This window comes from Balneola sp. (assembly GCA_003712055.1).
GTDB lineage: Bacteria > Bacteroidota > Rhodothermia > Balneolales > Balneolaceae > RHLJ01.
In genome coordinates this window covers 264963-280219 of sequence record RHLJ01000004.1, presented here as the reverse complement: position 1 = coordinate 280219, position 15257 = coordinate 264963, and the positions used below count along the sequence as shown (strand labels likewise).

The following is a 15257-nucleotide window of genomic DNA, read 5'->3' as shown; positions in this document are numbered from 1 at the left end:
ATATACTAGGTAGTTAAATTGTTAAATCATCAAAATAAACGTTGTATCCTTTCCCCAGCGTGCCTTGCTCCAATAATATTTTTTGCTCCAGGCCCTATTTCCAGCTCGGCAAGTTCCCCAGATACACTCAGATGCTCATGCCAACGTAAAAATGGATCAATAATTGGATACCCGCATTCTGCACATTTAAGATGACTATTGTTTTTCAGGTTTTGAATCAACGTGCTATTTATGGTTGGTGAGAATCCGGTACCCACCAAAATCTGATCACAGAATAAATGCCCTTCACCTTCTAAATTGAGAAATGCATTATCACTCCCAAATAACTCGCCCGATTTAATCTTCCCAATCACGTGATGGGCATGTTCCATTTTCAGAACCTGGTTCAATTTCCAATTTATATCAGGAGTGATGGTACCTCGCTTACGAGCTGATGAAATCATTGCTCGTCTTTTAAAAGTGCGTTGTTCTGAATAGAAGCGATGCAAATATTTCGGCCCCATCCAGCCTGGATCAATATCGTATTGAGATACATTGATTTTCCCGGGAGTTAACAAGGTTATTTTCCCGGAGTAACTTTCAGCAAGCTTTATAAATGTCTGTACTGCTCCCATCCCACTACCTACTACAACGGTATGAAAACCCTCTTTATATGCCTTTACTGAAAAATCGGGACTATAAATATGATGTACAGGAAATGCTTTTGATGCCAGGCTATTCGCCCATTCAGGCATATTTAGTTGTCCGCCATTGCCTATAGCAAGAATAATATGACGAGCATGAATCTCTCCATCTTCTGAAAAAATACGCGCACCCATAGAATGTAATTCGATATCGGTAATCTGGGTTTGTATCCAATAATCCTCTTGTTTATATGCCGAAAGAACATCCCGCACATGAGCATTAAACAAATTGAGCGATGGCCTATTGCGAGGAGCGACAAAAGGTTTAGGCTGTATTGAATGATGGTCGGAGAATTTCTGCAATGCGAAAGGGTCGATATCCACATGATGAACGGAAGGGGATCGCAAAAACTCCATACCACTATTTGAAGTACAATGCTTCCAATTATGAAGCGGAGCCGGATTAGGGTCCGCAATTCCAATGGTCAGCTTATTTTCCGTTCGCTTTTTGATAAGATGGAAGAGATGTACACCATGTACACCTCCACCAATAATCAAGACATCAAATGATGGGGTCATTTTCGAATAGCTTCAGGCTACCATTAAGCAACTAATGCTTTGCTCAGCCATGAATTGATGGACTTTTCGTTAACCCCGGTTCCGATAAAAACAATCTCATTATAGGTATAGTCCGGGTTATTAAATCTCCCAATCGGATCAAATTTTATAAACTTTCCAGCCTGGTTCCATAAAAAAGCGGCATCTGTGTTCTTAATGGTAACAATCCCTTTTGATCTAAGGATATTTTGAGGAAACTCACTTTGGAAAAGCCTTATCAGTTTTTCCTCATCAAATCGCGCGACGGATTTGAAGACAAAGGTTCCAATCCCATATTCTTCGGATTCTGATCCGGGCTCTTTTTCCAGTTCAGCAACCCAAAGAGAAGAATCTTCCGCTACTTCTATGTCAAAAATGTTAGTGTCCACAATTTCATCTATTGGAACTTCTCCATAAGTAGTCTTAAGCATTTTTGCTCGCGGGTTCATTAGCTTCAATAAATCCGTGAGTTTTGTCAGTTCCTGATCTGTACTTTCATCAACTTTATTTAAGAGTAAGATATCAGCTCCTTCTACCTGCTCAGCAAGTAACTGACTATAGCCTCTTCCAAAATCGTCATCAGGAATGAGCGACTGCTTTTCGTACATATCAAAGAACTGGGCGCTGTCTATAACAGTGATGATTGCATCTACAAATACCCGGTCTTGTATATCTGGCAGGTCTGGATTGGCTTCTAATATTTCAGGATGTACATAAAATGCCTGTGCAATAGGGATAGGCTCTCCAATACCAGTAGATTCAATAACCAGTGCATCGATGTTATTCTCGTTTAGTATTTTGTCGACCCCTTCGATGAGATCGCCACGAAGAGTACAGCAAATACACCCATTGGATAATTCGATCATTTCTTCAGTGGTGTGCTGAACCAATTTGGCATCCACATTCACCTCGCCGAATTCATTTACAATAACTGCTATTTTTTTACCTGAGTTATTGGCCAATATGTGATTTAAAAGAGTCGTTTTCCCTGATCCTAAAAACCCGGTAAGAATAGTAATGGGTATTTTATTTGAGGTATTCATATATACTATATTAAAAAGTTAAGTGAGTAAGAGAAGCCACGACGGTCAAATCATGGCTCATGGATTATCGGTTAATTGTACTTAGTCATCTAAGTTTCTTTGTTGTTCATGCCATTTGATTTTCAAGAAGGTTTAGTTCCTGGATCAATTCGTAAATAGATTCATAGCTACCACTGTGATCGTCGGAGGAGATGGACCATTGATGCTTTCCTACCAATGTTTCTGCTGTCACAAGAACATTCGCATCGGGATCTATAGAAATACCATTCCTCAACAAAGCTCTTTCTGTCCAGAGCATATTATGCCCATCTCCTTTAAGAGCTACTCTTTTCCTGTACTCATTATGGATATTGAAGGAGCCACTTTGCTTGTCGAAGTTGATGCCTTCACTTTCAAAGGCTGCTTCAAAAGACCCATTTAGTACTAAATCTTCTGGAGAACCTATATGCAATGAACCATCTTTTGGAAGCAACCAGATTCTGTCGGATCCGCGCAAAGCTAAATCCATATCATGAGTGGATAGAAGAATAGATTTCTTCGATTCGCTAGCCATGTTCCGTAAAAGCTTCATGATTTCAACCCGCCTTGGTAAATCCAGGAAAGCAGTTACTTCATCCAGTATCATTATCTCCGGTTCCTGCGCAAAAGCACGGGCAATCATAATTTTCTGGCGCTCTCCATCACTTAATTCAGAAAGAGACCGTTCAACCAGATCCTGGGCTCCTGTCATTTCTATAGCTTCCTGGATAATCCTGTGATCCTGAGTATCAAGCTTTCCGGACCAGTTCGTATGTGGGTATCTCCCAAGTGCAATTACTTCATAGGCGGATAACATCCCAGCATTTACACGTTCCGTGAGTACTACACTTAGATTCTTAGCTAGTTTTTTTGGAGGAATGCTATAAATATCAACTCCATCCAGGAACACTTCTCCTGCAAGTGGTTTTTGAGAGCCTGAAATAGTACGCATGAGTGTTGATTTCCCGGCCCCATTAGGACCAATTAAGCACACCAATTCGCCCCGGTATAACTCCGCATTAATGTTTGAGGTTACTACACTACTGCTACCTTTGGACTTATACCCTGTTGTCAGATTTTTAAGATTAAGAATGGTTTCCATAATTCGTTAGCTACAATTGAAATCTGAAATCAAGCCTCAAAGCCTCTCATTTTTTTATTCTTGAGAATCACCCACATTACCACTGGCGCCCCTATAAGCGCATTAACAGCATTTAAATGAAGGAAATGCTTATCCCAGGGAAGATGAACGAATAGATCTGCAGCCTGAGCGACAATAGCCCCTAGCAACATCACAGCCGGCATAAGAACTTTATGATCAGATGTATTGAACAGTCCCCTCGCCATATGCGGGATAATTAACCCAAGAAATAATACAGGGCCGCAATAAGCAGTTACCGGACCTGCCAATAACACGGCACAGCCTAGTGTAATTAGCCGTGTTCGCTTTACGGACATTCCCAGGCTTCTCGCGTAGTTTTCGCCCAGAAGGAATGCGTTTAAAGGCTTTGCCATCAGCCACCCGCCCGCAAGCCCAATGATTACCATAGGTACCAGCACAGGAAAATGTTCCCAGTATACCCCGGCAAAACTACCATCATTCCAACCCGCGAAAATTCTGGTTTGAGCTACATTGGTAAAGTGTAGAATTACACTGATTAAGCCCTGGGCAAAAAAGCCAAGCATTAACCCAAAAATGAGAAGGGTGATCGTACTCACATATTTTGATACAGCAACGATCAACAGCAACACAATTAAACAACCCAGCATTGCTCCAAGTACAATACTCAGGTTACCTATGAATTCGAAGTTTTGCAGAAAGGAGGACCCTACCACTGCTGCCAAAGTTACAACCAGTGCTACACCTAGCTGAGCTCCTGCCGTAAGTCCAAGAGCCCATGGGCCTGCTAACGGATTTTTAAATAAGGTTTGAAGTTGTAATCCAGCTGCTCCTAATGCAGCACCTCCTAAAATAGCGGCTAAAGTACGTGGTAAGCGAAGTTCTAAAATAATGGTACTCCAAATGGCTTCGGCATTTGCTGAACCTAGTAGAACATCAATTATCCCTGATGCTGGTATGGAGACAGAGCCTATACCTAACTCCATCAAAAAGATTATAACCAGTAGTACCATTAATACAGGAAAAAGAAATAAACGCGAATGGCCAGGTAGCTTCATTGCTGTGCTTTCAGTTACTGTATTTGATGCAATTGTTGATGACATTCTTGAACAAGTCTAATGTGTGATTTCAATGGGTGCTAAGAAGAATAATTCATGATCAGGCAATAACTCTGGGTGAAAAAGCTTGATCATATCACTTAGCAACATGTCTGGTCTCATTGGAGCCGATTGGTACCAATCGCTGGCCCCATAATCCTTGTAGCGTTTAAAGTGGTGGTACAAATCCTTATTTCGATACGCCGGGAAATTTTCCATATATGCTTTCGTAGGCCAGTTGCCTGTTGTTGACTGGAATGAAAAAATGAAATCTATATCCTCAGCTTTTTGCAGCACCAGTTCATCAGAAATGGTTATGCCCTCAGAAAGGCCATTGGCTTCTGTCTTTGTTATTGCTGCCGAAGCATCTCCAAAAGGATTAACCGCTCCCGCCAGTGTGATCAATTCGGCAATCCCTCCATTTGATCTCACTGTCCAGTTTCCACTTCGACTGTGCATGCCCCACATAGCGGAAGGCTTATCAGATACGTCCTTTACCAGGTTTATCAGGGAATCAGTACGTCCCTTAATTTCATTAAAGAACTTATTCGCCTGCGCTTCTTCATTCAGGAAAAGAGCATCATATTTTATCCACTCCAGTTGCCCCAGGTAGGATGTCTCACTCCACGAAAACTCAGGAGCTGCTTTAAGGCCCAATTCCCGCGTCCGTGATACCCCCTCTGCCTGAGTAAGACTGGCTGCTGTGAGATACGTTAGTTCAGGAGCTATCGCTAAGAGTACTTCAAAATTTGGCCCGGTATGCCAGGAGGCTCCTATTTCTTGTAATTCTCCTTGATCAAACCGGGCCTTAAGGCCGGGATCATAAACATCCTTATGACCAAGCCCCAATAATTTATTATCCACTTCCAGTGCTAAAAACCGGGTGGGCGCATCATCTGCATTTCCAGCAATGGTGTTTACAGGAATCTCAATTACATGAGCTCCTTCAAGCTCCCCGGTAAGTGGAGGAACAGGCGTTCCTCTCTGAACCAAAACCATTACATCTGTAAAAGCGTCGATCCAGGAAAGCGAATCTGAATCTTGTTCAGCGGCACCATAGCTTACTGTTGCTTTGACTACCTTATAATTGTTGTGATAGCTAACACTGAAGTTTTGGGCGTAATCCACGGTAATTTTATCAACGAAATAGTCTTTTCCAGCATCGAAATTAAGTGAACGTTCTTCATCAGATTGAGCCTGATTACAGGAAAACAAGAAAACTGAAAGAATTAATAAATAGGTGTGCTTCATTGTTGAAGGATTATGAGACATCAGTTATAAAAACTTTGACTGGTTTCCGGAGGCAGCTTCATCGACTTATCAAAGTGATCCATGAAATAGAGCTTGTGATCCAGGTCTATTTCCGGATAGATAAGCTTAGTCATGTCGGCTAGAATTAAATCTGGCCTTACGATCGCCCTGCCATACCAATCAAAGGCATTAGCTTCAGGTTTACTCCTCTTCATATTGTGATATAACCTCCCGGAACTCCAGGAGTTAAAATTCTTCATATAGTTTTCAGAAGGGAGTGATTCTGAGTGTATATCCCCGATCATCCAATGAGAGGCATTACGTGCGGTTGTGAGCAGCTCTTCGCTGGAGATGGATTCCCCTTCATTTCGCACAGGACGAGAAAAATCTTCGAGTATATTCAGCACCCCTATATCTCTCATAAACTGGGCTTCTATACTATTTCGATGAACAATCCATCTGTCATCACCTGAATAATATCCCCAAATCATGGTGGGCTTATCATTTACATTGATGGTTGATGTTAATGCTCGTATTTCCTCAACCTGTTCAACAATCTCATTGAATACCGAGTCTGCTCTCGCTTCCGCATTGAAAAAAAGTGAATAGAACTTTATCCATTCTGCCCTGGCTAAATAATTTCCTTCAGACCACTCAAATACCGGGGTAGCCGGAATCCCCAGCTGCCGACTCCTGTCCAGTACTTCAGCAAAATCTAGGTTGGAAAGATTCATCAAGAAAAGATCCACTTTCTCTTCTAGCAACACTTCCATATTAGCAGGCCGATGCCAGCTATACCCAACCTGGGCAAGCTCCTGGTTAATTACTTTCTCTCGGATTGAATCATCATAGGAAACCGCTCCTCCAACTGCTACAATGTTATCCGAAAGACCCAGTTCATTTAGGAAAACCTCTCCATTTTGAATATTAACGGCTACTCGTTTTGCTGGTATCTGGATAATTGTAGCATCCTTCAAATCACCAGTTAGCGCTGGTGCTGGAGTACCTCGTTGAACCAGTACTACTATATCTTCTTTTGCTTCTTCTCCATTGCCTTCCCAGGAGCTTAGTTGTGCATTGGTCCGTACTACCTTGTAGTTTTTATGGTAGCTAACACTGAAATTTTTAGCGTACTGGAGGCTAACTTTATCGGGGAAGTAATCCCTTCCAGCGTCATAGTCCAGGGTCTGCTCCGTACCTGATTGGGCTCGGTTACAAGATAGGAGAAATACCAGGCTAAGTATTAACCAGGTAGATTTTCCTAGACCAGAAAAGCTTGTTAGAGACATCATAGTTGAAAAAGCATTTGTTGTTTTCTGAAACCGATTGCCAACAAAAGGCCTGATATGGCCATTAATGCAATTAAATTCGTGCTGGTAAATCTTCTGTCAACGGTAACCTGATGTTCAAAAGAAGGCAGCAATTCTAAATCACTAATCGTCAGCATCCGATTTTCGAACACCATAGGCATAAAGAATTCTCTCCAGCTTATTGAAAAGTCTTTAACCCCGGCTTTGAATTCGTTGTACTGCCTTGATGAAGTGCCTGCTAATTCGGTAAAGCTGGATTGAAATAAAATGGCAGGGCTCAAAAATCTCCAGGTATTCACCCAGCTGCTTTGTTTTGCTAACTGTGTATCAAATTGCTCAATGAGTGGCGAAAGGGATTGCTCCATCATTTCCTGGCTGGCGAAAAAGCCTTGCCAATATGCAAACCGGTTCTCCCCTTCGTTCCGAGCTAATTCCGGATGATTCCGCAGATATTCAGCCAGAACTTTATCCTGTTCCTCCGACAATTCCTTTTTGGTCTCCCGAATTTCATTCAACAGTAAGACTCTTGAAGGAGTTGGATAAATTGAGTTTGCCTGTTGATTTACGGTCGCGGGGATAATCAGAACCAGTACAATCCAAATTGATAATAAAACGACTGCATTTTGACCGGATGTAGTACCGAACACATTAACTAAGAAAGAGACTGCAAACCAAAAACATAGATATGCAAAAGTAGCCAGAGCCATACTGGTAAGGCGCGCATCAGGGTCTGCATTTAAAACGAGTAATAACAGAATATTTATTACCCCTAATATGAAGCATATCGAAAGAAATCGGGTCAGGTACCGCTGGAACAACCATATTTTTGGGTTAATTGGACTGGAAGCCAAGAGTTTTAACCTTCCGCTTTCGAGTTCCTGTGATTGCAAATTGTAGGTAAATGCAATTATGATTAGAGGGATCAGATAGGTGAATACAAAAACCAGATCAAAATTTCCGAACAGCAGCTGAACCGGGTTACTCATTTCGGTAAAAGTTAGGGTAGCAATATCCTCCCTTGCTGAAATCTTTATTTGATGCGTGTATAAGTCACTTTGCCCTATCGCAAACATGTTCAATGGTTCAGGGGCCATATATGCAAGAGCTCCGGTAGATATGGATGCATTCATCGGAGATAAACGGTAGGCATTATCAGGGGACTCTCCATTTTGAACTGCCTGAGCAACACTAAACACATTATCTATCAATTCTTGTTGTTCAGCCTTTGCCTGATCCAACTCCACTGTCCTGAATTCATGATGAGTCATCCCATTATATCCGGCATAGAGGCATAGCAAAATGAAAATTAACGACAATGCCAGAAACCAATAACTTCTGCTAAGCAGGCGTATCTCATGTATAATATTTTGAATAAGCATATTATAAACGTGTTGAGGCGATGAATAGGAAACCAATAGAAGCCATGGACCACAAGGCTAAAACGAAGATATTTGAACGGTTTTCCTGGATAGTTTCCGAGAAACCTGGGAACTCGAATTCGAATTCTGGTATCTCGGCCAACAAGGATTCATCCGCTCGATAACTCCACTCTCCTAGTTTTGAATTTTCTGCAAAATTAGTGTTGAGTATTCTCTGCATCTCTATACGATGCTTCTCGGCTTCATCCGTAAAATTCCAGTGCGTGGAATAATCGGTATGTGCCAGCGACATTGACATAAACCGAACAGGAAGAAAAGGAGAAAAAACTGCCAACCGTCTATATACCTCAGACTGCTGCTTGTATACTGCTTTTAAATTCTCATAGTGTTTGTAGTAAACCTGAGCTTCATGTTCCTCCCCTTTTTGCATGCGATATGCATCAAAGTTGAACGGCAACTCTTCCAGTGATGATACCTGGTATGTTTGCAGGGTTTCCTGTTCAAGCTTTTTGGATGCTTCATTCCAGGGATCATGCCCATCTATACCTTTGCTTTTATCTTCTGCAACTGCATTTTGAAACTGCTGCCTGCTTGGATAAGGGTATTCCCCATTTGTATAGCTACTCGCGATTTTTGGAATCGCAAGACAGCTTACAATCCAAAACACTAAAAGAACAACCAGTGAAATCCCAGAGTTTTTGCTAAGTGCTGAAATAGAAACAGAAATACTGGTTATAATGGCAAAGTAAACCAGGTAGATCACAGCCATTGCAACAATAAAACTCCAATCGAAGGTAGCATTAACCAGTGTAATCGTGAGGGTTGCTAGTACAAAAATGATCGTTGATAAAACTACTATTGGCAGGTAGTTCCCTAACCATTTTCCCACAATAAATTGAAAATTGCTAACTCCCTGCATCTTTATGAGCCGGAGTGTTTGTGCCTGTCTCTCCCTCGTAATTGTTTGGTGAGACATGATTATGATGATCAGCGGGATTATAAACAGCAGGATAAAATCGGGAGTAATATCTCCAAATCGAGAAAGGCCGGTCTGATCTGCGGCGGCAACCTGTTCGGCTTCGTTTCGCGCATGTGATTCAAGGAAAACCGATACGCCCGTGAATTTTTCCACGCCCGGATCAACTAATGATAATGCAGAGTTAGGCTTAAAAGCATAGGTGCCATAGTGAGCCGCACTATGGGGATTTTTACTTCCCTGTCCCAGCCAGCGCTCTCTTTCACCTACACGTGCTAATTCGCGTTGTTCTTCCTTATCAGTGTAATGATTATAGCTTAGGAAAAAAGAGCTCCCTCCCATCAAAACAATGATAACGGCCATCCACAGGAATGACTTAGACCGCCTAATTTCCTTCATCTCCTTTTTTGCTATATAAAAAATCATGGCTCAGTTATTTATCTGGTTTAAATAGAGTTCTTCAAGTTCACTGTGAGTGATCGAGTCTGTAGAGATATTTTCCAGCAGGTCTCCTGCTTTCATAATTCCTATATGCGTACCCGTTTCCTTCGCTCGAAATAAATCATGAGTTGCCATGAGTGTAGCTACCTTATGCTCGCTAAGCCGAATAAGGAGTTCCGAAAATTCATTACTTGCCTTTGGATCAAGACCCGAGGTAGGTTCATCCAATAGCAAAACCGTAGCATTTTTTGCTATGGCCAAAGCAATTCCAATCTTTTGCCTCATGCCTTTAGAATAGGTTTTGACCCGATTGTTAAATGCTTCGCTCTGTAAACCTGCTTCCATTAAATATGCCTCTAAGTCATCATTAGCATACTTAATGCCCGCTAAGCCTAGAAAATATTCCAGATTCTCTAACCCTGTTAATTCATTATATAGCACAAGATTTTCTGGGATATAAGCGAGATGTTTTTTTGTTTCTATCGAGTTTTTAGTCACCTCCAACCCATTAATAAATGCCTCACCAGATGTTGGCTGAATGAAGTTCATCAGGAGATTAATGGTGGTGGTTTTTCCTGCTCCATTAGCTCCTAAGAGACAGAATATTTCACCCTTTTCAATACTCAGATTTAGGTTATTCAGGGCAACGGTCTCGTTATATTTCTTAGTTAAGTTTTTAGTTTGAAGCATGAGTGTGAAACTGATTTTAGATAAACAAGATGATTTGGTTAGAACTGTCTCAGTAGGGTGATCTTGGCAATGAATTGTTGCTCTTCAAATGGAGTGTTTAAGCTTTCAATCCGTCGATCATTAAATACGAGGTACACGAAGGACAAAGGCATGTATTCCCAGCTCAACCGCACATTCCATCGGCCCTGCTCATCAAAGGTGTTGTATTGATAGAAAGAGGAAAGTTGTACCCTTGGGTTTAATGCGAACCGGGCTCCTACTGAAGTCAGGTGGGTATCCAGGTCTTCGTTCGAGCTACCTAAGTTTCTCAGATCATTGTATTCATAATCAGCGGTAAGGGCGGTATAAACAAGGGGTGCAAAACGAATCCCTCCTCTTATCGAAGTTCGTGTACCATTGTAGAAATCACCCCATTCCAATCTTCCTGAAAAGGAGAGCTTTGCTGATTGATCTGAATTATAATTTATCCTGTGGCGAGTATAGTAATAGTCGTCTTGCTGGATTGGCACACCAAGAGGTGCAAAATTGAAGTTGATGTTTTGCCAGGTCGGCAAGATAGAGTATGCGATAAAGGTGCCATCGGTTAGATAAACCCATACCGGAAATATCCATAGACTGGCTTGTTGGAATTGCCCGGGGTCATTTGCATCATGAAAATAATCAACGAAAACACCTGGGTCCCAACGCCTGATCCAGGGCAGTTTTTTGGGGCGCCATATATAATACCCCCCCGTACTATGATGAATCACATTGTTTTGAAATACAAAGCCCATGCCTGGGGTATAATCTTCTGAGACGAGATTGGTATTCCAGAACATGTACCAGTCATTGGCGTTGTAGGTCGCAGACAATCGTCCAGCAAGCCCGTCAGTATTACTTGCTTCATCATTAGAGCCTGAAAGCAGGTAAGAAACCGTCCAGTTATTGGTTGGCCGAATAAGCCCATCGACTGTTACGGTAGTATTGGAATTACTGGATACCGTATCAGCAAAGCTTTCATTAAACCGATAGGTAACCATGGCCCCAATGTTGTTTTCGCGACCATAGTTCTGTAAGTATCTACCTACGGCAAAGCTTGATGCAGCAGAGTTATCGGTCTCAGCCTGATGAATGTACAAGCCTGCTACCGAGCGCTCTTCATCGCGGAAGGTATACCTGGTTCCGGCATTGATTCGAGCAGGTTCTGCGTTAAACGTACCCTGAAGTCCAATTCTTCTACTAAAAAAGGGAACGATGGACCGGTTGTTGGCCCCTGCCCATATTCCTGAATTTTCAAGGAAGAACTGACGTCTTTCCGGGAAGAAAATGTTAAAACGCTCCAGGTTATTCACCGCCCGATCTACCTCTGCCTGGGCAAAGTCTGTATTAAAAGTTACATCCAGTACGGAACGGGGAGTAATGGCCCACTTGATGTCCCCTCCAAGTTTAGGGCTGTTATCGGTATCGGCTCCTCCTCCGGTGTCCAGACTTTCAAGCTGATTCAGTACATAAGGTTCAATTCGGATATTTGAACTTGGTTTTGGTACTTTCAGTCCTTTGAGCTCTGCAGCATAGGTCATTCGATAAGGGCTATAAGACTGAGGTATCGCAGGAAACACGGTTTGCTCATAATCTCTTCTTGCAAGCCGATAGAAGGTAATTCCCCAGGTTACTTCCTCTGAGTTTTCTGGTAATTCATATCGGATGGATTTAAACGGAATAGCAAATTCGGCATAGTATCCTGACTCGGTCCGGTGGGTACGTACCGACCACAATGCATCCCAATCATTATCGGTATTAGTGTCATTAAAGTTCTGTAAGTCTCTCTGGCTTGCGTATGGAGTGGTTTGAAAAGAAACGCTATACTGCTTCAGGTTTTGAGCATCAATTTGAATACCAAAAATATCATTATTTGGCCAGCTGAAATCACGACGAAGGTCCTGAACCCGAACTCCTTTTAACCCTATAGAGTCTTCAGCAAAAACTCCGAAATAGATGTTTTTATCATCAAACAACACCTTAACCGAGGTTTTGTATTTGACCAGCCCCCCTTGCCTTGGCTCCATTCGGAAAAAATCGGTAACTGCAGGAGCACGCTCCCAATCGGGTTCTAATAATTTTCCATCCACATTTATGCTTCCATTTGCCTGTACCGCCTCTACTACTGGTGGTTGTTGAGGTGGCGGAAAATTCTGTGAATTCTGACCAATAGCAGATGCAGGGATCAAAAGAAACCCGGCAACAACCAGTAAATAAAATCTATGTGCAATGTATTCGAAACTTACAGTACTCAAATACAACTTGATTGAGTTGACTTGTCCCAACATGGCATAACCTTAATTAACTTTTTAAATGAGTAAACAGAACCATACTACATAGCAGACGCAATCAATCGCCTGATGAATAATCAGTGTGGTTTTCTAGCTAGATAAGTGAGGGATGTTAGACCGAAGGAGGGGCGCGTAGACTAACGTAATGCTTGTTGGCAGGAATAGTAATAGAAAAAGGAGTTTCTTCTATTGGTGAAAAAGTAAACGTCAGAAACAGGCCTTCAACATTACTATCTACCAGTTTTTGGTTTTGATAGATATAGCAGAGGTCACAATCCGATTGGGTTTCTGAAATCGCAGGTTGCTCTATATCGAAGTGAAAATGATCGTGATGATGCTCAAGTGAATGAAGCACATTAAGTACGGGCAGCGTAATTAAATACGCGGCTATAAATAAAGCACCGTTTTGCATAGACTTTTTCACAAACTAAAAGAAAGGAATTTTTTTAGCTGATGTAATTCGAGTTCATATAAAATATGTAAATGCGCTTCGACAATCTAACCATTCTTTAGTCATCCCGAACTTGTTTCGGGATCTTATGAAAAGGCGTTGATTAATTATTTACTCTGTAATTGCCTTATGGTCTCCACAAAGATGCTGAAACGAGTTCAGCATGACCTAGATAAGGGAATACATAAACTTTGATATATACTATCGTTCTAATACCCTGCTGCCTGGCCGTCAACCCTGGCTTCTGAGGCTCCGTAATACACACCGGTTTCTAAGTCGCGCATAATGGCCTGGAAACGGCCAAAGAAACTGTCTCCAACTTTTACTTCATGCCCCATCCTTCTCAGCGCTCTTATCACCTCGAAATCAATTGAGCTTTCAATACTTACCATCCCAACATCGGTAAGAGTTTCATCCAATGCATCGGTTGGCTGGGTAGATCCTGAGTGCTCCCATCTTAAGGCATCACCAGCTTCCTGCATGTTCATCCCAAAATCGATGACGTTGGTGATTAAGCTCACATGCCCCATGGGCTGATATCCCCCCCCCATATTACCAAGCGTCATAAAGGGCTCCCCGTCTTTCATAACGAAGCCTGGGATAATAGTATGGAACGGTCGTTTTCCTGGCTCATATACATTCGGGTGATTTGGATCGAGTGAGAATAACTCTCCCCGGTTTTGAAAGCTAAACCCCGTTCCTGGCACCACAAAACCAGTTCCCATACCGCGGAAATTACTTTGAATAAGAGAAACCATATTTCCGTACTGATCAGCTGTGGTAAGATAAATGGTATCGCCATCTTCGAGCACATCTACCCCGGTAGTAATATCACGGCGAGCTCTTTCGCCAATTAATTCTCTTCGTTCAGCTGCATATTCTTTGGAGAGCAGTTTCTCGTATGGCATATCGTAAAAATCTTCGTCCACATAATGCTTGGCTCTGTCTTCGAATACCAGTTTTTTGGCTTCGATAAACAGATGAAAAGTCTCTGCAGTAGCAAAACCAGTTTCTTTAAGGTCAAAACCTTCCAGGATATTCAACATTTGAAGAACAGCTGTACCCTGTACATTCCCACCCACCTGGTATACATCATAGCCGCGATAGTTTACCGTTTGTGGCTCCACCCAGGTTGAAGTGTGCTTATCGAAATCTTCATAGCGGAGGTAACCATCATTCTCTTTCATCCAGGCATCGATTTTCTCCGTGATTTCACCCCGGTAAAAAGCATCTCGGCCATCTCTAGCCAATAGCCGGAAGGTATTTCCCAAATCCGGGTTTTTGAACACTTCCCCTTTTTCCGGGCCGCGGCCATCAAAGGTAAAGGTTTCTATGAAGGCTCCTGGTTGCCGGCTTAGGAAGCGGGCACTTCTTCTCCAGGCTCCCGATATGGCTTCACTCACCGGAAAGCCATTTTCAGCATACCAGATAGGTTCGGCTAAAATATCTTCCATGGATGCCGACCCAAAACGATCATGCATCTCAAACCAACCATCTATAGCTCCTGGTACAGAAACAGACAGTAAATCATAAGGATGGATTCTGTCCAATTCCTTTTCCTCAATGATTTCCATCAATCGGTCATAAGAAAGTCCCAATGGAGATCGACCGCTTGCATTAAGCGCATACAGCTGACCACTTTCCTCATGCCAAATTATGGCAAAGAGATCCCCTCCAATTCCATTTCCAGTGGGCTCCATGAGTCCCATCGCTGCATTAGCCCCTATCGCTGCATCAATGGCATTACCTCCATTTTTGAGGATTTGAAGACCAACCTGGGTGGCCAGTGGCTGGCTGGTAGCAACCATCCCGCGTTGTGCAATAACTTCAGACCGGGTGGCAAAAGCACTGCCCGCTTCGCGATCGATCTGAGCAAACAAGCTAAAAGGGAAGAGAAGAAGTATGGCAAGTACTAAAGGAGTGATAACTGATTGAGCATCCATAATAAGAAA

12 protein-coding genes are annotated in these 15257 nt (G+C 42.4%); all 12 read right to left on the bottom strand.

The genetic code is table 11. The features are described 5' to 3' along the window. Nucleotides 1–29: 29 nt before the first annotated feature. Complete coding sequence (locus tag ED557_11020) at nt 30–1202, bottom strand: hypothetical protein (protein RNC83228.1); 1173 nt, start codon at nt 1200–1202, stop codon at nt 30–32. A 23-nt stretch (nt 1203–1225) separates the two neighbouring features. Continuing rightward, nucleotides 1226–2263 carry a GTP-binding protein gene (locus ED557_11015; protein RNC83227.1) on the bottom strand — a complete coding sequence of 346 codons (1038 nt, stop codon included), beginning with the start codon at nt 2261–2263 and terminating at the stop codon, nt 1226–1228. 106 nt (nt 2264–2369) lie between these two features. Continuing rightward, nucleotides 2370–3386, bottom strand: coding sequence for an ABC transporter ATP-binding protein (locus ED557_11010; protein RNC83226.1), 1017 nt, complete (start codon nt 3384–3386; stop codon nt 2370–2372). A gap of 26 nt (nt 3387–3412) precedes the next feature. Beyond that, nucleotides 3413–4504: an iron ABC transporter permease gene (locus ED557_11005; GenBank protein RNC83225.1), complete on the bottom strand. Its 1092-nt coding sequence runs from the start codon at nt 4502–4504 to the stop codon at nt 3413–3415. 12 nt (nt 4505–4516) lie between these two features. Beyond that, entirely contained in the window at nt 4517–5770 is a 1254-nt protein-coding gene (locus ED557_11000) for an ABC transporter substrate-binding protein (GenBank protein ID RNC83224.1), read from the bottom strand. Beyond that, nucleotides 5770–7041, bottom strand: a complete 1272-nt coding sequence (locus ED557_10995; GenBank protein RNC83223.1) for an ABC transporter substrate-binding protein — start codon at nt 7039–7041, stop codon at nt 5770–5772. The genes ED557_11000 and ED557_10995 overlap by 1 nt, the downstream gene beginning before the upstream one ends. After that, a complete protein-coding gene (locus tag ED557_10990; GenBank protein ID RNC83222.1) occupies nt 7038–8438 on the bottom strand; it encodes a DUF3526 domain-containing protein in 1401 nt (466 codons plus the stop codon). The genes ED557_10995 and ED557_10990 overlap by 4 nt, the downstream gene beginning before the upstream one ends. 1 nt (nt 8439) lies before the next feature. After that, nucleotides 8440–9840 carry a DUF3526 domain-containing protein gene (locus ED557_10985; GenBank protein ID RNC83221.1) on the bottom strand — a complete coding sequence of 467 codons (1401 nt, stop codon included), beginning with the start codon at nt 9838–9840 and terminating at the stop codon, nt 8440–8442. Between the two features lie 3 nt (nt 9841–9843). Further along, nucleotides 9844–10545: an ABC transporter ATP-binding protein gene (locus tag ED557_10980; protein RNC83220.1), complete on the bottom strand. Its 702-nt coding sequence runs from the start codon at nt 10543–10545 to the stop codon at nt 9844–9846. Nucleotides 10546–10583: 38 nt separating this feature from the next. Further along, on the bottom strand, nt 10584–12851 hold the full coding sequence (locus ED557_10975; protein RNC83219.1) for a hypothetical protein: 2268 nt from the start codon (nt 12849–12851) through the stop codon (nt 10584–10586). A 115-nt stretch (nt 12852–12966) separates the two neighbouring features. Beyond that, nucleotides 12967–13266 carry a hypothetical protein gene (locus ED557_10970; GenBank protein ID RNC83218.1) on the bottom strand — a complete coding sequence of 100 codons (300 nt, stop codon included), beginning with the start codon at nt 13264–13266 and terminating at the stop codon, nt 12967–12969. Between the two features lie 248 nt (nt 13267–13514). Further along, complete coding sequence (gene ggt, locus ED557_10965) at nt 13515–15248, bottom strand: gamma-glutamyltransferase (protein ID RNC83217.1); 1734 nt, start codon at nt 15246–15248, stop codon at nt 13515–13517. Nucleotides 15249–15257 lie beyond the last annotated feature (9 nt).